Consider the following 19,658-nt stretch of genomic DNA (forward strand, 5'->3'; position numbering starts at 1 on the left):
TGCCATGTGACCCACTGGGAATCGAGGAATTTTTTGTCACATGCACTGCTGCAATTCTGCAAAGCATGAATTCAGCTCCATTCAACGTGTACCGTACCCCTAACTAGATAGCTCGAATCCGCGAGTAGCTTCATACCAAATATTGACGGACATAAAAAACCGAATCAGAAGATTCGGTTTTTTGAGTATTCACCATGTACGACTTAACACATAGTGCTCAAAGCTTACTGGGTTTCAATTTCGCGTAAACGGATCAAGCCTTCTTGTGTCGTACTACAGACCAACTCACCGTTTTGCCACATGCGACCGAAATTTAGACCACGTGAACTGGCACTGACGGTAGCATCCATGTCATAAAGCATCCATTCATCCACACGGAATGGCTTATGGAAATACATGGCATGGTCAATACTTGCACACTGTAAACTTGGTGATAAATAACTTAAACCATGTGGACGTAATGCAGTCGTCATCAGCGTAAAGTCTGAATAGAATGCCGCAATAGCCTGATGTAAAGAGATGTCATCAACATCGGCAGCAATAGTGTCATGGGTACGAATATAGTGTGCATACGATGGCGCAGCAGGCTGCGGTTGGTACGGGTTTTGTGGATCAATCGGGCGAATTTCCACATGGCGGTCGCGCATAAACGATGCACGGATGTTTTCAGGGACAAACTCCACCATCATTCGTTTTAGCTCAGCTTCAGATTTTAAATCTTCCACGGCTGGATATTCTGGCTCTGCAACTTGATAGTTCAACCCTTCTTCTTGCTCTGCAAATGACACCATACACATGAAAATGGTTTTACCATGTTGAATCGCACGAACCTGACGACTCACAAAACTGCGTCCATCGCGAATACGATCCACTTCATAAATGATTGGTGCATTGATATCACCGCCAAATAAGAAATAGGCATGTAAAGAATGAGCAGGTCGATCTGTCGTATAAGATGCCGCACGTAGCGCCTGACCTAAAACCTGTCCGCCAAAGACACGTTTCCCGACCAAATTTCGGCTTTGCCCACGAAAAATATTTTCTTCTAATTTTTCAAGGCTGAGTAAATCAACCAACTCTTGTGTTAAGGCATTCATAACAAACCTATCTATCATTCGGGATTAAGCTAACGCAGGCAACATCAACAGATGTTTAAATATATTTTCCATTTTGCCATAAATCCAGACTAAAACCCTAAAGATTCGCTGACTGATCTGTCACCTTGCTGATGCAATATAACTGCTAAAAATACGTTTTTTAACGATAAAATCTTACAATATCTATGCAATTTGTCAGAAAATGACATACAGTTTTTAAGTACAATTACGCAGAATAGATTCCCCTCAGAATCTCTGTGGTTTGGTCATGAAAAGTAGGAGTTTGTATGTCCAAGAGCGGCTTTGGTCAGATGTATCGAAAGCTTTCGAGTAAACTGCTTGACCTTGTGGTAACACCGCATGTTTTAGGTGAAGTCCCTGTAGAACCTGTAGTGACTGAAACCGATACAGATACCGGCGTACAGACAACGAAAATTACCTGCTACGTTCTGCAAAATCATTCACGGAGTAATGCTTTAATTGTCGATGGTGAAACCCGTCGTTTAAAGCTACACCCTGCACTCGACCCAATGACTCTGGGTACACAAACAGAAAAAGCCTCTGTGGTGTTTTTACAACATCATGATGAAGACAACTTACTCAATCCACCGCCACATGCCTTTCCACCTCGTTTATTGCGTTTAATTGAGGTTTTGGAAAAAAATCCTGATGCGGATGTTGAGCTCGTTCCTGTAACCGTGCTGTGGGGTCGTGAACCCGATAAAGAAGATTCTTGGTTTAAATTATTATTTACCGATACATGGTCTACACCAAGCAAAGTGAAGCAGTTGGTCAATATTGGTTTGCACGGTCGTCAATCGTACCTCGAATTCCATGAGCCACAGTCTTTGCGTCGTTTGGTTGAATATGCCAAAACTACACATCCAAACTTGTCACCTGCGACTTATATTGTCAGCACACTGAATGATTATTTAGATGCGCAGCGTGAAGTGGTTTTGGGTCCGGATTTATCCGACCGTCGTAATGTGATGCACGGACTGATCAAATCTACGGATGTGCAAGATGCGATTCGTCGTGAAAGCATTCGCAGTAAAATCAGTATGGTTGAAGCTGAACGTCGTGCGATTGGTTATTTAAATGAAATCGTTTCTGACTATTCAGCCTCAACGGTTCGTTTTGCTGACTTAGCCCTGACTCGTCTGTGGACACAGCTTTATGATGGCGTCGAAGTGCATAACTTCAGTACCGTTCGTGAACTAGCCAAAGACTACGAGATCATTTACACCCCATGTCATCGTAGCCATATCGACTATTTATTATTGTCATATGTGATCTATAAACGTGGCTTAATGGTGCCGTACATTGCTGCGGGCGATAACTTAAACATGCCATTTGTCGGGCAAATTTTACGTGGCGGCGGTGCGTTCTTTATTCGTCGTTCATTCCGTGGCAATGGTCTCTACACCACCGTATTTAAAGAATACCTCTACAGTATTTTGGCGCGTAATACACCGCTTGAATACTTCATCGAAGGTGGGCGTTCACGTACTGGTCGTTTATTACCACCGAAGACCGGCATGCTCGCCATGACTGTCCATGGTCATTTACGTAATCCAGCCAAACCGATCGTGTTCTTACCGACCTATATCGGCTATGAGCGTTTAATGGAAGGTGCGACCTACGTTGGCGAAATGAATGGTAAGCCGAAAGAAGGCGAATCGATCATTGGGATTATGAAAACTCTGCGTAAGATCGAACGTATTTTCGGTAAAGTGCATTTGAACTTTGGTGAGCCGGTTTTCCTTGATGATATGTTGAAACAGCATAATGCAAGCAACATCAAAATCGAGAAAAATGACGACCCAATTCCGCCAGAAGTTTCGGATGCCATTAACAGTTCTGCACACGTGATTTTAGAAAATATTAACCGTGCAGCAGTGGTGAACCCGGTTTCATTGCTTTCACTGATTTTATTGGCGACATCTAAACATACTTTAGATGAAGAGATTTGCATTAAGCAGTTAGATACCTATCGCGATCTTTTAACTGCCTTACCTTACGATGAACGCATGCAAGTGACACCGCTATCGGGTAAAGAAATCATTGCTTATGGCTTGAAACTCAAGCTGATTAAACGTGTTAATCATGTCCTTGGCGATATTATTGCCATTGCTGATAATCAAGCGGTGCTGTTAACCTACTTCCGTAACAACATCCTGCACGCATTTATTTTGCCATCACTCATTGCCGCTTTGGTTGAACATAATGGTTCTATTCGCCGTGGTGATTTGATTAATGTCATTCGTACACTCTATCCATTCTTAAAAGCTGAGTTATTCCTCAAGTGGAATGATGAAGAGCTTAAAGATCAGATCTGTGCGTATGCAGAAGTACTGATCAAAGCCAAGCTAATTTCTGAAGATGCAGAAGGCAACCTGATCTCCCCTGCGCCTAACTCAGAGCAGCACAATCAGTTAGTGGTCTTGGCTGCACCTGTGATGCAAAGTCTTGAGCGTTACTACATGACTTTGGCTTTAATCACACAACGTGGTTCAGGCAACATCTCAACCCGTCAAGTTGAAGAACTCAGCCACTTGGTTGGTCAACGTCTATCTGTGTTGTATGAATTTAACTCGCCAGAGTTCTTTGATAAGGCCTTGTTCCAAAGCTTTATTAAAGTCTTAACGCAACAAGGTTATATCAGTACCAATGAAAACAACGCCATTGTGTTTGATGAAAATTTCCAAAATGTTGCGCAATATGCCAACCTCGTTTTGGATGATGTGACACTCCAAATGTTGCAACACATTACGACCTTTAGTGATGAAGAGTTAAAAGAAGCACTAGATAAAGTAGCTGCGGAACAAGCCAAAAAACGCTTGAAACGTAAGAAGAAATAAACTGTTCTGATTTTTCCGCTATAAAAGTGGAAGAATATGAGCAAAATCAGGGACAAGTTGTAAAAGGCTTGTCTCTGTTTTTTGGACTATACAAAAGTATTTAATATTTTCTTTTTTAAAATTAAGGTATGTACATGCCAAAATTTTGTAGTTCCATTGGCTAGCGGTTTATTGCCTTTAAATTCATCGATATAAATAATATCAAAGTCCGCATCAAACAATTGTTTAAGTTCTTCCTGTTCAAAACCTATAAACTTTTCAGAAAAATTATTTACCCAATGATCATCTTTTCCTAACAGTTGTATGAGTAAAATGCCTTGCTCACTTAAGGATTCCTGCATTTTCTTTAAAACACTTTCAAGCGAATCCGTAGAACAAAAAAATAAACTGAATAAAGCAATAATTAAACTAGCTTTAGGATAGCTATAGTCTTCAAAGGCCTGATTAGAAAATAAAAAATTCTTATTGTCTTTAAATTTACTTAGACAGATATTTTTAGCTTCAACAGTTGGATCAAATGCATATACTTTAAAATTATGACGGAGTAGAAATGATGATTCATTTCCTGCACCACAACCACAATCAATCGAGATCTTTGGTAAATTTTCAAAATAACTCAAAGCTTTTTCCAGAATCGGTCTATGGGGTAGATTCTGAGTAAGTTCAGCAAATGATTTTGTCATTATTTAAATTTTATCCTTTGAGATCCATTCTAAAATTTGAACAATACATGTTGTAAAAGACCTATCTTATTCATTTATAGAATTTCTTTTAATACTCACAAAGCTGCTCTGAATTTTATACGTCACGCCAATTTTACATACACATCACAATCAATCGTGCGCTAACTTAAAACCACTCTCCATCATCCGCGTTGCATAAATCTTTTTACCTGTTTCTACTTCACTCTCTAAAACCAATTCGGGTAAATGCATAGCTCTTTGCAATTCCAAGATTCGCTCATGCAAAGGTTGAGGTTTATTATCAGTACAAATATATGATTTTTCAGGATGTTCCACGTGAAGTAGATGACACAGAAATTTTGCCAAATCATCGATATGTATTCGATTTGACCAATGAATATTGGGATAGCGATGAGTCGTTTCTGCCAGTTTCTGCATTCGTGTTGTCGATGTGCCATAAATTCCAGATGGACGTACGATCACGCATTCGTTAGGAAATGCTTGTGTGTAGCGATGCTCCATTTCCAGTAACAACATGCCCTGCTCATCGATCGGATGTGGCACAGTGTCATCATCAATCCGCTCCCCCGCATGTTCACCATAGACACGAGTGGAAGACACCACGATTAAACGTTGTATTGGATAATGTGCTAATGCTTGAACAATCGGCTGTACAGAATCGACATAAGTGTGTCGGTAAGCATCCACAGCATTGAGTTGAGCATGACGTGCAGGAGCCAAAAGAACATAGACTACATCAATCGGTTGAACCTGCGACAAATCCAGTTGGTGAACATCTTGGATTAAATGTTCTGCAAAATCATCCTCTTTCGCACTACGACTCACTGTGGTAATTTGGTGACCTTGCTGAAATAATTGTTTAGCAACACGTTGCGATGTTTTACCATAACCGATAAATAGAATATGCATCAAACGACCTATTCTCAGAACTGATCCATTTAGATCATATAAACCGAAGTTGAGGGGACATGGCTGCCGTCCATCAATTGCAAGGGGTTGGCAATGCCGCCGCTGCTTTACTTGAAAAACTAAATATTTTCACGACAGATGATCTTTTGTTTCATCTGCCACGCGACTATGAAGATCGTAGCACGATCATCCCCATGAACCAATTAACCGTGGGCCGCAGTTATTTACTAGAAGGCACGGTCAAAAATATCGACTTCCCACCCGGTAAGCGTAAATCGATGGCCGCCCTTTTGGATGACGATTGTGGCAAAGTCACTTTACGTTTTTACCATATCTACAAAGGCATTACTGATCGGGTAAAACCGGGAAATCGTTTACGGATTTTTGGTGAAGTCCGTGTTGGTGCTCGTGGCTTAGAAATGTATCATCCTGAACTACAGGTGATTACTGAACACACGCCTTTACCTCAAACCCAACTCACTGCGATTTACCCTGCAACTGAAGGCTTAACACAGCCCAAACTGCGTGAATACGTCAAACAAGCACTACAGTTATATAGTGATGACTTACCTGAATTATTGCCAGAAAAATTCACCAATGGCTATGCCCTAAAACAAGCACTGGACTATATTCATCACCCCCCTGTCGATGCCAATATGTTGCAACTCAGCCAAGGTTCTCATCCTGCACAGCAACGTTTAATTTTCGAAGAATTGGTTGCCCATCAGGTCAGTTTGCTCAGCCGCCGTGCTTATATTCAACAAATCGAAGCACCGTCATTCTCTGCAAGTAAGAACTTCACCAAACAGCTTTTAAGTACGCTGCCATTTGAAATGACTGGCGCACAAAAACGCGTATCCAAAGAAATTGCGGTCGATCTGAAAAAGAACAAACCTATGCTGCGACTCGTACAAGGCGATGTGGGTGCAGGTAAAACTTTGGTTGCAGGCGTGGCTGCCTGTCATGCGCTCGAGGAAGGTTGGCAAGTGGCCATGATGGCGCCGACAGAAATTTTGGCCGAACAACATTATCTAAATTTCAAAAAATGGTTTGAGCCTATGGGACTGACCGTGTCCTGGCTTTCAGGCAAGCAAAAAGGTAAAGCTCGAGCTGCAGCAGAACAAAGTATTCAAGATGGTTCCGCCAATTTAGTGGTTGGCACGCATGCTTTATTTCAAGACAATGTTCAATTTGCCAAATTGGGTTTAGTGATTATCGATGAGCAACACCGTTTTGGTGTCGATCAGCGTTTGGCACTTCGGAACAAAGGTCTCAATGGCATGACACCGCATCAACTGGTGATGACGGCAACCCCTATTCCTCGTACTTTGGCGATGTCGGCTTATGGCGACTTAGATACCTCGGTGATTGATGAACTGCCACCCGGTCGTACACCGATTCAAACGGTCACCATTCCACTTGACCGTCGTGAAGAAGTGCTACAGCGGATTGCCAGCAATTGTGCTGAAGGCAAACAAGCCTATTGGGTCTGTACCCTAGTGGAACAATCCGAAACCTTAGATGCTCAGGCCGCTGAAGCGACTTTTAATGAAATTAAAGAACGCTTTCCAGACCTCAATATTGGTCTGGTTCATGGCAAAATGAAGGCCGATGAAAAGCAAGCAGTGATGCAGCAATTTAAAAATAATGAATTGCAATTACTGATTGCAACCACCGTCATTGAAGTCGGTGTTGACGTCCCGAATGCCTCGATCATGGTGATTGAAAATGCAGAACGCTTAGGGCTTTCACAGCTACATCAGCTACGTGGTCGTGTAGGACGTGGTGCCAAAGCCAGTTTCTGTGCCTTGCTGTATAAAAATCCTTTATCGCAAAATGGGCAAGAGCGTTTACGCATTATGCGCGAGACCAATGACGGCTTTATTATTGCTGAAAAAGATTTGGAAATTCGCGGCCCCGGTGAACTCCTCGGCACTAAACAAACGGGCGATATGGGCTTTCGTGTAGCAAAATTAGAGCGAGATGACCATTTACTCAATCAGGCACACTATGTGGCTCAACAAGTCCTGAATGACTATCCTGCACAGGCTCAAGCGCTTTTAAAACGATGGCTGCCTGAAGCTCCTCGGTACGCCTATGTATAAAATTAGGATGATGGATCGATTATCCTAAAAATGCAGATTGGCTTTAACCAGTAAGCTTGTCGAACAGGTTGCTGTGGTGTCGTGATTGCACTTCACAGCAATCTGTGCAAAATACTCAAAAAAGAATGATTAGAATAAAAACATGCTCCAATCCATCCAACATTTCATCCGAAAAGGAATGCAGAGCGTTTCCCGTTGCCTGCTCTGTGGTATCGATCGACAACAACATCATTCGCTTTGTACCGACTGCTGGGCACAATTGCCTTGGTTTAAACAAATGGTTAATCGCCATGAACACAGCATCTCTTGTGCCTTTCTCTATGATTTCCCAATAGATCGCATCATCCAAAGCTATAAGTATGAGCAACAATTGCACTATCAAAATTTACTGGCACAGAGCCTTTTAAGCTTGCGCTTAGCTAGGGTTCAAGCCATCGTGCCCATGCCTATTTCAGTTGAACGCCTTAAAGACCGTGGATACAACCAAATGCTGCTCGTTGCACACATGATAGCAAAGCAATTGCGGATCCCTGTTTGGCAACCAGTGATTCGTCAAGCACAGCACGCTCAAAAAGGTTTAAGTCGGCTAGAACGCCTAGAAAATATCGAACAACAATTTATTATCGACCCAACCGAAAAACGCCGTTTCCGTAAAGTCCTCATCATCGATGATGTGGTGACCACGGGGAGTTCAATCCATGCATTAAGTACGCTGTTACATCGGCTACATTGCACGCAGGTATATGCCGCATGCATTGCTGCAGCACAGCCTTAGTTTCTAACATCAACCACTAATAAAGAAACTGAGCAAGCGAAGCGGTTTAGCTTTCAACAAGAGATCGCGCCTGCTGCTTCACCCAAGGAATCACCACCTCACGTGTTAAAGGTGCGAGTTTTGTCTGTGTATCATCCAAGCTGACCCATTGCATTGCTGCAATTTCTGCATCAATTTTCGGTTCACCTTGCAACTGGACCAGATAGACATAACTCACCAGTAGATGATCGGCTTCGTTCGCAGCGGCCGTTTCAAAACGACCAATGAATTGTTCAATCTGCGCAGCGCAGCCAATTTCTTCCTGAATTTCACGTAGCATGGTGATTTCAGGGGCTTCATTGGGTTCTAACTTGCCACCCACTTGCATAAAGAATGCCGTGTGTTTTTTACGAACCACTAAAAGTTCATGCTGTTCATTTAGAATAATGGCTGCGGCAACAGTGATAGTTTTCATCAATCTTGTTCCAAATCGGTGATAAAGGCTGTACGTTCAACCATGCCCCATTTCGGCTCTGGCGCAGTGAAATGTTGAAACTTTTCAACAATCGTTTCAATATTATCTTCTGTAATTAAGCCTTCGATAAAACGCGGATGGGTAAAGCCTTTTTCTGCAGTTGTTTTTAGAAAATTCAATAAATCGTCATAAAAACCATCTACATTGAGAAAGGCACATGGCTTTAAATGAATGCCCAATTGAGCCCACGTCCACTGCTCAAAAATTTCCTCTAAAGTCCCTGCTCCACCTGGAATCGCCACAAAACCATCCGAGAGTTCAGACATTTTGGTTTTCCGTTGTTGCATATTTTCTACCACATGCAATTCGGTTAAATCTGGATGTGCCAATTCTTTATCGACCAAGACTTTTGGAATCACCCCAATGACTTGCCCACCTGCACGCAAAGCACTATCTGCCACAACACCCATCAAACCTGAACGACCACCACCATAGACCAGTGTGATGCCTCGTGCCGCTAAATGACGACCGACTTTTTCAGCCACCTGTAAATAGGCAGGATTGTTACCAAGGGCGGAACCACAGAAAATTGCGATAGATTTCATTTATAATCACCATCAGATCAGGAACGCTATGCTGGAAAAATCAACTTTAAACAGATTTTTTCATAAAATAAGCATTAGAACAGTGTTTTTCAGCAAATCCTTGTCTAAAATACACCCATTCATTTTTAACTTACTGCGCAAGGGGAAAAGACAACATGCTTGAAGCCTTTTACGCCACAGAGCGCGGTAGCCTGGAAGATGTCACCATCAATGGTGACTTCGATTTACATCAGGATTTAGTCTGGCTCGATCTCATTGCCCCGTCTCAGGAAGAGCAGCAATGGATTATGGATGCCTATGATCAAAATTTACCTACATTAAAATCATTAGAAGATATTTCGTCGAGTGCACGATTCTACCGTGATGACGACGGTATTTTGCACATCAGCACCTATTTTTTAACGAAAAATAAAAATTTTCAGGTCGATGGCGAACCCGAAGAAAATGCCAGCACCTTAGCTACCGTACAAACGGTTGCCTTTATTTTGCATAAAGAACGCTTATTCACTTTACGGGGTGAAAAGCTGGTGGCTTTCCGTGCCTTTCGTGCCCGCGCGCGTCGTAATGATTATGAAATTGACTATAAAGATCCAACTTGGATTTTATTGGGTCTTTTAGAAGCCAAACTCGATGAACTTGCGGATATCTTGGAAGATATCCACAAGGACTTAGAAAAGTATTCCACAGAAGTACTGAATAACCGTCATCGTGAGATGATTTTAGACTTAGATGACATGATTACCCGACTTGCGCATTTAGAAGATATGCTCGGGAAAGCTCAGCTGTGTCTGATCGACTTACGTCGTGTTCTCACCTTCCTGTCACGTCCTCGCGCATTGGGCAGTCATATTTATGATGCCGACATCCGAGAACTCAGCGAAGACGTACGCTCTCTTGTTGAGCATGATGCCTTCTTGTTCCAAAAGGTTCGATTCTTACTGGATACCACCTCTGGATTCATTAACACCGAACAGAATGATACGATTCGTCGATTCTCGATTTTACCAAGTATGCTTGCGCCACCGATGTTAGTGGCCAGTGTCTATGGGATGAACACCGACGTACTGCCATTCGCGCATGGTACGACCAGTTTTATCGTGGTCAGCTTAATCATCGTGGCATTCTTTATTGGCCCATTGATGTACTTCCGCTGGAAGAAATGGATTTAATCCGTTCCTATTGCGTAGACTTGCGAGAGTTTCTTATCCCGCTGAAATAAAAAAAGCACCTTACGGTGCTTTTTTTATTTAGATCAATTGCAAGTCATGCTCAAGATGACAAGCTTGAATAATCTTCATCATTTTTTCAGGGACTGCTTTAAACTGCAAACCTTGCGCTTTTGGCGTTTGACGTAACCAACGGACCAAAACAGCTAAAGCCAAAGTACTGCCATGCTCAAGCTCAGCAAGATTGACCACCAAGGGAAAAGCTTGCTGTTGTTGAATCAATTTCAAGCCGTCTTGATAGTACAATTCGGCATTGTTGTAATCGATTTTGCCTGAAACCATCAATTCTTGTTGATGAAGTTTAATCACACATCACCTATCTTATTTTTTCTTGTCCAATGCTGCATCAGCATCAGGTTTGAAATTCGCAATTGCTTTATCAATGTTACCGCCATTACGTTTTACAGTTGCCGCAAACTGATTACGGAATTGTAAGCCTAGGTCGATACCCGAAACGTTGATATTACGGATTTTCCATTGTGAACCTTTATCCGCCAACTGGAAAGAAACTGGAATTTTTTCACCGTTGTTATGGAAATCAATCGTTACAACAGGGTTCTTACTGTTCGATGCTTTATATGGACGCATGCTATATGTTTGGTTACTAAACTTGGCAAAAGCTGAACCATAGTTTTCGATCAGTGTTGCACGGAAGTTACGTTCAAACTGCGCACGTTGAGCCGCTGAGCTGTATTGATTCGTTGCATACGTACCCATCACGATACGTGTGAACGCTTGTGAATCGATATACGGGTCTAAGTTTTGACGAACAATCGTTTTCACAGCCGCAGGGTTATTTTGTAGTTTTGCGTGGTCTGCTTTTAAACGTGTAATGAGGCCATCAGCCACTTTTTTTACAAATGCAGGTGGTGCTTCGCTTGGAGCAGCAAAAGCTGTACCTGCCATCATAGTTGATAAGATACTTGCTGTAAGCGTATGTTTTAACAATGTGTTCACTTAATTTCTCCTAAAAATTATTCAACAAATGCAGGTTCTTCTGCCGTTGTTGTGTCAGCAGCTTCTGTTTTTTGTTCAGCATCTGCTGTGTTGTCAGATTTGTTCCCTGCACCACCGGTCACAAATTTAGACACCAAATCTTCGATTTCCATCGTACCTTGGGTATTACCAATTTGGTCACCACGTTTTAAGAAGTTGACACCACCACCCGGTACAATTTTCAAATATTTCTCGCCCAATAAACCATTGGTTGCGACCATAATGTAAGCATCTTCATCGATATTGGTGATGGATTTCATGTTAGCAATCAGTTGCTGTTCCATTTCTTTTTGTTTCGCAGGTGTTGCTGCTTCATAGTCTGATGTGTAACGCAGCTCTTCGAGTGCATTCTTTTGCACTTCTTTTAATTGTTCTGCGTTATAAGAGGTTAATGAGCCATCCATAATCAGATGTGCTGTCACTAAACGCGTCACAGGATCGAGTTTCAACGATTCCACTTGACCGACTTTGACACCGCTTAAGGTGACTTTGGCACGGGGTTTAATCCCGTTTACATTTTCAAATGTCGCGGTCAATTCATAACTGTCTTCGATGTTATTGCCGACCAAACCACTCACACGCATCGCCAAGAAGAAAATAGCGATAGCAAAAAGAATGACAAAAAAACCGACGGCCAGTTCACTCGTACGTGATTTCATTAAATACCTCCGAACATGACCGCAGTCAACACGAAATCTGATCCTAAAACACACAACGAAGAATACACGACTGTACGTGTGGTCGACGTTGCAATACCTTCTGAAGTTGGGACACAGGCATAACCCTGATAGACCGCAATCCATGTACAAATTAATGCAAAAACAAAACTTTTGATGATGGTGCCATTAAAGACGTCTTTAAAGAATTGCACACTGTTCTCGATGCCACTCCAATAAGAGCCTTCATCTGCACCTAAAAAATCAACACCCACCAATTTACCGCCCATGATGCCGACCGCAGCGAAAATCACCGACAACATTGGCAAGCTAAAAATACCAGCCCAAAGTCGAGGCGAGATCACTCGTTTTAATGGATCGACCCCGATCATTTCCATACTCGACAACTGCTCAGTGGCTTTCATCAAACCAATTTCAGCCGTCAAAGCAGAACCTGCACGACCTGCAAAGAGTAAAGCCGCAACCACAGGTGCAAGTTCACGCAGTAAAGTCAGTGCAACGGCTGTGCCGAGCATCGCTTCACTACCAAAGGTCGACAGAATGCTATACATCTGCAAACCCAGTACCGAGCCAATAAATAAGCCAGATACCACAATAATCAGTAATGAAAGCACACCAACACGGTACATCTGATAAATAAACAATTTCACGCCAAGTAAAGTCGGCATGGAAAAAAGAATCTGCAGCAACATAATGGTTGCTACGCCGATTCCTCGAACACGTTCAATGACGCGTCTACCTAATGCGGCAATAGCATTCATGAACGAACCTCATGATTTAAATAGGGCTGATGACTGAATTGATAATCGACCGGACCTTCTACCGAACCCGTCAAGAACTGCTTCACAAAAGGCGAAGCATGTGCTTTTAACTGCTCAGGTGTTCCCTCGCCCTGCACTTTCCCTTCAGCCACCACATAGATGTAATCTGCAATTGATAAGGTTTCAGCTACATCATGCGAGACAATAATGGTGGTTAAATCTAAAGCTTCACGTAGCGAACGAATCAAGCGGGTTAAAACCCCCATCACAATCGGGTCCTGCCCTGCAAAGGGTTCGTCATACATGATCAGCTCAGGATCGAGTGCAATTGCACGGGCCAAAGCCACACGACGATTCATACCACCTGAAAGTTCAGAAGGCATCATTTGTTCTGCACCGCGTAAACCAACAGACTCTAATTTCAACGCAACAATTTCAGCGATCAAATGCTCTGGCAACTTGGTATGCGCACGAATGGGAAAGGCTACGTTTTCGTATACCGACATATCGGTAAATAATGCGCCGCTCTGAAACAACATCCCCATACGCGCACGCGCAGCGAAGAGCTCCTGACGTGACATCTGTGCAATGTCCTGCCCATCAAGCAACACTTCTCCATTATCGGGAGTCAATTGACCACCAATTAAACGGAGTAAAGTCGTTTTACCTGTACCAGATGGACCCATAATTGCAGTGATCTGACCACGACGAATTTTTAAACTGACATTGTCATAAATGACGCGCTCTCCTCGCTTAAAACTCAGGTTTTTCACTTCGATCAGTGCCTGAGTCTGAGAAGACGTTTGATTATTCATAGCTGAGGATTTTCCTGCATTTTTTTCAGCATGCATACTATAAAGGATTGAAGTTTAAAATGTTACCATTGCATGAGCGCATATCCCTGCATTCCATCAGGTAAATTGTTTTTTATTATTAATGCGATTTTATAAAGGGTGTTTTCAACCCAATAGAAGAATTTAGTTAAAATAATTGTATATATAGTAAACGATATTACACAATAAGAGTGTCAAACCGATATAAGGCATAAGTACCTCGATCATCACTGTACGCATATTTGCCAACGCGTTTCCGTTCAAATTAATTATCATTAAACACATAAAGTTTGATCAAGTATACATTTTTCTGATTAAAAAGCTAATTTAAATCCATAAAAAAAACCGGTGTTTCCACCGGTTTTTTCGATATTTCTTTCGAAATTCAATTAGTCATTGAATTTACGACGTGGACGATCTTCACCGAAAGTGCGTTCGCCACGTGGTTTATCATCACCGAAACGTTTTGGACGGTCATCGCCGAAACGTTTTGGACGATCTTCACCAAATGAACGTTGAGGACGGTCACCGTTGAATTCACGACGTGGACGATCTTCACCAAATGAACGTTTTGGACGATCGCCATAACCTTCACGAGCTGGTTTGTAGTCTACACGGTTACCACGGTTGTCATCGTTCGAACGACGGTCAAAACCACCTTCACGACGTGGACGATCGCTGTTAAATTCGCGACGTGGACGATCTTCAAAACCGCCTTCACGACGTGGACGATCGTTGTTAAATTCGCGACGTGGACGATCTTCGAAACCGCCTTCACGACGTGGACGATCGTTGTTAAATTCGCGACGTGGACGATCTTCGAAACCGCCTTCACGACGTGGACGATCGTTGTTGTATTCGCGACGTGGACGATCTTCGCCACCGAATGAACGACGTTCGCCATCACGGTTGCCTTCACGACGTTTGAAGTTTGATTCACCTTCAAAACGACGACCGCCACCGAAACCACCACGACCACCGCGACCGCCATCACGACGACCACGACCGCCATCACGGCTACCACGTGCAGGAGGTGGAGATGGCTCAAGACCTTCAATTTCAGATACATTTAAACGTGCATCTAAGAAGTCTTCTAAAGCACGGATTTTACCGCGTTCACGGTAAGTCGCTAAAGTAATCGCGTTACCAGTACGGCCCGCACGACCTGTACGACCGATACGGTGTACATAGTCTTCGTTCTTCATTGGAAGACCGAAGTTAATTACGTGAGAAATAGTTGGTACGTCTAGACCACGTGCAGCAACGTCAGTCGCAACTAAGATTTTTGCACGACCTTCACGAATGCTACGTAAACGACGGTTACGTACAGTTTGTGGCATTGCACCGTGAAGAGCGACAACTGAGTGACCTGCTTCTGCAAGTTCTTCAGCCAACATATCTGTATCTTCTTGAGTAGATGCGAATACAACTGCTTGGTCTACAGACTCATCAGATAACCAGTGAGTCAAAAGTTTTTTCTTGTGTTCGAAACCGTCAGTCCAGTGAAGTGTCTGAGTAATGTCAGTATTTGTAGAATGACCAGTTTCAATCGCAATACGCTGTGGATCATTCATCATGCGTTCTGCAAGTGTAATGATACGCGGCGCAAATGTTGCAGAGAACATTAATGTTTGTTTACGGTTAGCAGCCAAGTCGCTGATCGCTTCTAGGTCTTCAGAGAAACCTAAGTCAAGCATACGATCAGCTTCGTCAACAATTAACGCATCAACGTTGTCTAATTTAATTTGACGACGGTTAACCAAGTCAAGTAAACGACCTGGAGTCGCTACGACAACTTGTGCACCTTTAAGCTGTTGGATTTGTTTACCGAAAGGCATACCACCCATAATTGCAGCAATACGAACACCTTTCATGTGACGTACTAAAGCAATTGCGTCTTGGCTAACCTGTTGAGCCAATTCACGTGTAGGGCAAAGTACAAGAATAGACGGTGCAGTTACCGCTTTCATGCGCTCTTTGAAAGACATCAATGTGTCTTGACCAGCCAAAGCATTCACAGTTGGGAGTAAGAATGCAGCAGTTTTACCAGAACCAGTTTGGCTTGATACAAGAAGGTCTTTACCTTCTAATGCAGCTGGAATTGATTGTTCTTGCACTGGAGTCGGAGTAGTAAAACCTAGACCTTGTAATGCTAGTTGTAACGACTCATGTAAAGGAAAATCAGCAAAAGTTTTGCTCATAGAGTATTTCACCCCAAAAATGGGTGCTCCATTAAAAATATAAATTCAGATGGACATCGGCAAAAAGCGGCACAGCAAAAGACGCTGAAAATATAGAATCAGCGGCGATCCGAGAACGACGATGCGTATAACGCACACATGATTACAGCCGCAACCTGAAGGAATCGCTTAGCGATTGGGTGGGGCGCGAAATATCGTCCTCTCTTTGGACCGGAACGCGCATACACAATGATAGAAGAGAATGTTCAGGTAATGAACGAAATTTAGTGCGTGCGGGGATTATAGCAGAAAGTTTTTAAATGTCACCTGTTTTAGTCAACTTCAGAATATTTTTTGTAAGAAGCTTTAAGTTATAGGTGTTTAAGCCATTATTTTTGACCGATTAGACAAAAATAAAGCCCTCATAAAGAGGGCTTTATTTCATTATTCTGTCAATAAACTCGAACTAAGCGTTCTATTATTTAGCAGCTTCGCCCCAAGCTGGAACTACAGCTTGCATAAGCGGTTTAAGCATTTTCATAGAACATGCAAGTACTTGACCATTGTCCATTGAGTCGTTACCACCACGAGCATCAACCACAGTACCACCCGCTTCTTTCACAATAAGTTCACCCGCAGCAATGTCCCAAGGTTTCAAACCAAGTTCGAAATAACCATCGAAACGACCTGCAGCAACATATGCTAGATCAAGAGCAGCAGAACCTGAACGACGGTATTGAGCACCGGCTTCAGTCACATTTAACAATGAGTTGAAATGGTTTTTCGCATAAGAAACCACTTCGCCATTACGAATTTTACGATACGCATGACCCACTGAAAGGAAAGTGTTTTCTAAGCTGTCTTTTACATTTACACGAATACGGCGTTGGTTCATCATCGCACCGCGACCACGGCTTGCAGAGAACAACTCATCTTTCACAGGGTCATAAATAACACCGTGTTGAGTTACACCTTTATGTTGAACTGCAATAGAGATACAGAAATGTGGAACACCATTGACAAAGTTTAATGTGCCATCAAGTGGGTCGATGATCCAACACCAATCAGCGTCGTGACCTTTGCCTTCTTGAAGACCAAACTCTTCGCCTAGGAAACTGTGATTTTTATAGCTTTTACGTAGGGTATCGATAGTCAATTGTTCCAAATAACGGTCTACACGCGTTACTGGACCATCAATTCCTTTTTCTTCGACTTGTAGATCGAGTTTATGACGATTTTGATGCGCTTTTAAAAGCTCTTGACCAACTAATTGAGCCGCACGCGCAGCCATAACCACCATAGGTTCCATTGAACACCCACTACAAATTTGAAGATACTGATAAAGAATAATGCATAAAAGCCCTTATATCTTATCAAATATAAGGGCTTTTAGGGAAAAAAATGTTTCTAAAAATTAGAAATTCAACAAACCACGGTTTGCTTATGTTTTAGCCAGCTCTGTGTCACTGAAGCGCTAATGCCTTCAGCATCCAGTCCAGCCTGATGCAACATTTGAGCATGTGTTGCTTGATGCATGAACTCGTCAGCCAAACCTAAATTCAGCACAGGCTTAACCACGCCTGCTTGGGCTAAATATTCATTTACTGCACTGCCCGCACCCGCCATGACTGCATGCTCTTCAACTGTCACAAACAGTTGCGTACTTGCTGCGATTTGATCGATCAACTGTGTATCTAATGGCTTCACGAAGCGCATATTAATCACACGTACAGCCACATCTAGCTTTGTCGCTAAAGCCTGTCCTGCCTCTAGTGCCGCTTGAACACGACTACCGAAAGCCAGAATAGAAATGGTGTCATCTTGCTGATCATTGAAGTTTGCAAGAATTTCACCACGGCCAATTTCAAGCTCGGTCATCTCTTGCTGAATCTCAACACCCAGTCCATTACCACGTGGGTAACGTACCGCCGCTGGGCCTTTATACAAATAAGCCGTATGCAACATTTGACGACATTCATTTTCGTCTTTCGGCGCCATGATCACCATGTTTGGCACGGTACGCATAAAGGCATAATCATATGCACCGGCATGCGTTGGGCCATCTTCACCAACCAAACCTGCACGGTCGATACCAAATGTCACATCAAGATTTTGCAAAGCGACGTCATGAATCAGTTGATCATAACCACGTTGTAAGAAGGTTGAATAGATTGCAACAACCGGTTTTACCCCTTCACAGGCCATCCCCGCAGCCAAAGTCACCGCATGTTGTTCTGCAATGGCAACATCAAAGAAACGCTCAGGAAACTGCTTGGCAAATTGCACCATGCCTGAACCTTCACACATCGCTGGGGTAATCGCCAATAAACGATCATCCTGTGCAGCTTCATCACATAACCACTGACCAAAAACATCTGAATATTTCGGTGCAGTTGCCACTGCAACGGGTGCATTCACTTTACTGATGGCATGGTATTTGATTTGATCTGCTTCGGCAGGTGCAAAGCCTTTACCTTTTTTGGTATAGACATGCACTAAACGTGGGCCTGTGCGTTTTTTTAAGGCTTCAAACACATTTGTTAATTGTTCAACATCGTGCCCATCAAAAGGACCAAAGTAGTCAAAGCCAATGGCTTTAAATAAGTTATCTGCAGCATCGGTCGCAGCACAATGTAGGCGTGAGTTATACGCCCATTCAGGATGCGGTTGAATATAGGCTTCGCCACTTTCAGAAATATTAACCGATTGACCACTTTCCCAAATCGCAGCCAAATGCTTGGCAAAACCACCGGTACTGCATGAAATCGACATATCGTTGTCGTTCAATACCACCATAAGGTCAGCATTGTGTGCCACCGCATCGTTCATGGCTTCAAAAGCCATGCCCGCTGTCATCGCGCCATCACCCACGATTGCAACCACATGACAGGGATCTTGCTTGAAGCGACGTGCCAATGACATCCCAAGACCAGCAGAAATCGCTGTTGATGAATGGCCTACGCCAAAGGTGTCAAATTCAGATTCTTCACGGGCAGGAAACGCAGCCAAACCATCTTTGGCACGAATCGTCACTAATTGTTCACGACGACCGGTCAAGGCTTTATGCGGATAGGCTTGATGACCCACATCCCAAATCAGACGATCACGTGGCGTTTCAAAACAGTAATGTAATGCCACGGTTAATTCGATCACCCCAAGATTGGCACCAAAATGCCCACCACTTTGTCCGGCCGCATACAAAATAAATTGACGTAACTCATCCGCCACTTGCTCTAATTGGCTGCGCTCGAGTAAACGAAGTTGTTGAGGATGGTTAATCGTATCCAGCAACGGTGTTACAGGGCGTTGAGATGGTATTTCTTTATACAGCATAATGTGGCAAAGCCTTCTAAAGCCTGGCAAATTCCTAAGCTCGGTCTAAATGGGTAACTCGATCATATCGTCGAATTGTATCACCTTACAATCAGCCAAACTTGTAGCGATGTAATTTTTAGCAATGATCTCGTTGGGGAGA

Annotated in this window: 17 protein-coding genes; 4 read left to right on the forward strand and 13 right to left on the reverse strand. The window is 43.0% G+C overall.

The window, feature by feature from the left end; translation table 11 throughout:
* Positions 1 to 224 precede the first annotated feature (224 nt).
* Complete coding sequence (locus FTU37_RS05110; RefSeq protein WP_180123918.1) at positions 225 to 1,097, reverse strand: acyl-CoA thioesterase II; 873 nt, start codon at positions 1,095 to 1,097, stop codon at positions 225 to 227.
* 287 nt (positions 1,098 to 1,384) lie between these two features.
* Between FTU37_RS05110 and plsB the strand changes: the two genes are divergently transcribed.
* Positions 1,385 to 3,958 carry a glycerol-3-phosphate 1-O-acyltransferase PlsB gene (gene plsB / locus FTU37_RS05115; RefSeq protein WP_180123919.1) on the forward strand — a complete coding sequence of 858 codons (2,574 nt, stop codon included), beginning with the start codon at positions 1,385 to 1,387 and terminating at the stop codon, positions 3,956 to 3,958.
* 86 nt (positions 3,959 to 4,044) lie between these two features.
* Here the strand turns inward: plsB and FTU37_RS05120 are convergent, their stop codons facing one another.
* Entirely contained in the window at positions 4,045 to 4,641 is a 597-nt protein-coding gene (locus FTU37_RS05120) for a methyltransferase domain-containing protein (RefSeq protein ID WP_180123920.1), read from the reverse strand.
* 150 nt (positions 4,642 to 4,791) lie between these two features.
* Complete coding sequence (locus FTU37_RS05125) at positions 4,792 to 5,571, reverse strand: NAD-dependent epimerase/dehydratase family protein (RefSeq protein WP_180123921.1); 780 nt, start codon at positions 5,569 to 5,571, stop codon at positions 4,792 to 4,794.
* Positions 5,572 to 5,630: 59 nt separating this feature from the next.
* Between FTU37_RS05125 and recG the strand changes: the two genes are divergently transcribed.
* Positions 5,631 to 7,676: an ATP-dependent DNA helicase RecG gene (gene recG / locus FTU37_RS05130; protein WP_180003443.1), complete on the forward strand. Its 2,046-nt coding sequence runs from the start codon at positions 5,631 to 5,633 to the stop codon at positions 7,674 to 7,676.
* A gap of 142 nt (positions 7,677 to 7,818) precedes the next feature.
* On the forward strand, positions 7,819 to 8,451 hold the full coding sequence (locus tag FTU37_RS05135; RefSeq protein WP_180123922.1) for a ComF family protein: 633 nt from the start codon (positions 7,819 to 7,821) through the stop codon (positions 8,449 to 8,451).
* A gap of 46 nt (positions 8,452 to 8,497) precedes the next feature.
* Here the strand turns inward: FTU37_RS05135 and FTU37_RS05140 are convergent, their stop codons facing one another.
* Both FTU37_RS05140 and FTU37_RS05145 read right to left on the reverse strand, forming a co-directional pair.
* On the reverse strand, positions 8,498 to 8,905 hold the full coding sequence (locus FTU37_RS05140; protein ID WP_180059170.1) for an NUDIX domain-containing protein: 408 nt from the start codon (positions 8,903 to 8,905) through the stop codon (positions 8,498 to 8,500).
* Entirely contained in the window at positions 8,905 to 9,510 is a 606-nt protein-coding gene (locus FTU37_RS05145) for a TIGR00730 family Rossman fold protein (protein ID WP_180073425.1), read from the reverse strand. Before FTU37_RS05145 ends, FTU37_RS05140 begins: the two co-directional genes overlap by 1 nt.
* Before the next feature lie 155 nt (positions 9,511 to 9,665).
* Here FTU37_RS05145 and FTU37_RS05150 point away from each other — a divergent pair, with 155 nt between their 5' ends.
* Positions 9,666 to 10,679, forward strand: a complete 1,014-nt coding sequence (locus tag FTU37_RS05150; RefSeq protein WP_078189297.1) for a CorA family divalent cation transporter — start codon at positions 9,666 to 9,668, stop codon at positions 10,677 to 10,679.
* A 78-nt stretch (positions 10,680 to 10,757) separates the two neighbouring features.
* Here the strand turns inward: FTU37_RS05150 and FTU37_RS05155 are convergent, their stop codons facing one another.
* From FTU37_RS05155 to dxs, 8 genes are all read right to left on the reverse strand, one after another.
* Positions 10,758 to 11,018: a lipid asymmetry maintenance protein MlaB gene (locus FTU37_RS05155; protein ID WP_218945760.1), complete on the reverse strand. Its 261-nt coding sequence runs from the start codon at positions 11,016 to 11,018 to the stop codon at positions 10,758 to 10,760.
* Between the two features lie 39 nt (positions 11,019 to 11,057).
* Positions 11,058 to 11,693, reverse strand: a complete 636-nt coding sequence (locus tag FTU37_RS05160; RefSeq protein WP_078189299.1) for a phospholipid-binding protein MlaC — start codon at positions 11,691 to 11,693, stop codon at positions 11,058 to 11,060.
* 17 nt (positions 11,694 to 11,710) lie between these two features.
* Entirely contained in the window at positions 11,711 to 12,391 is a 681-nt protein-coding gene (locus FTU37_RS05165) for an outer membrane lipid asymmetry maintenance protein MlaD (protein WP_180024337.1), read from the reverse strand.
* Positions 12,391 to 13,170, reverse strand: a complete 780-nt coding sequence (gene mlaE / locus FTU37_RS05170; protein ID WP_078189301.1) for a lipid asymmetry maintenance ABC transporter permease subunit MlaE — start codon at positions 13,168 to 13,170, stop codon at positions 12,391 to 12,393. The genes FTU37_RS05165 and mlaE overlap by 1 nt, the downstream gene beginning before the upstream one ends.
* Positions 13,167 to 13,985, reverse strand: a complete 819-nt coding sequence (locus tag FTU37_RS05175) for an ABC transporter ATP-binding protein (RefSeq protein WP_111885426.1) — start codon at positions 13,983 to 13,985, stop codon at positions 13,167 to 13,169. Before FTU37_RS05175 ends, mlaE begins: the two co-directional genes overlap by 4 nt.
* Before the next feature lie 407 nt (positions 13,986 to 14,392).
* Positions 14,393 to 16,204: a DEAD/DEAH box helicase gene (locus FTU37_RS05180; protein ID WP_078189302.1), complete on the reverse strand. Its 1,812-nt coding sequence runs from the start codon at positions 16,202 to 16,204 to the stop codon at positions 14,393 to 14,395.
* Between the two features lie 457 nt (positions 16,205 to 16,661).
* Positions 16,662 to 17,492, reverse strand: coding sequence for an inositol monophosphatase family protein (locus FTU37_RS05185; RefSeq protein WP_078189303.1), 831 nt, complete (start codon positions 17,490 to 17,492; stop codon positions 16,662 to 16,664).
* A 113-nt stretch (positions 17,493 to 17,605) separates the two neighbouring features.
* Complete coding sequence (gene dxs, locus FTU37_RS05190) at positions 17,606 to 19,516, reverse strand: 1-deoxy-D-xylulose-5-phosphate synthase (protein ID WP_180123923.1); 1,911 nt, start codon at positions 19,514 to 19,516, stop codon at positions 17,606 to 17,608.
* Positions 19,517 to 19,658: the final 142 nt, after the last annotated feature.

The sequence above is a fragment of the Acinetobacter sp. YH12097 genome (assembly GCF_013419225.1).
GTDB lineage: Bacteria > Pseudomonadota > Gammaproteobacteria > Pseudomonadales > Moraxellaceae > Acinetobacter > Acinetobacter amyesii.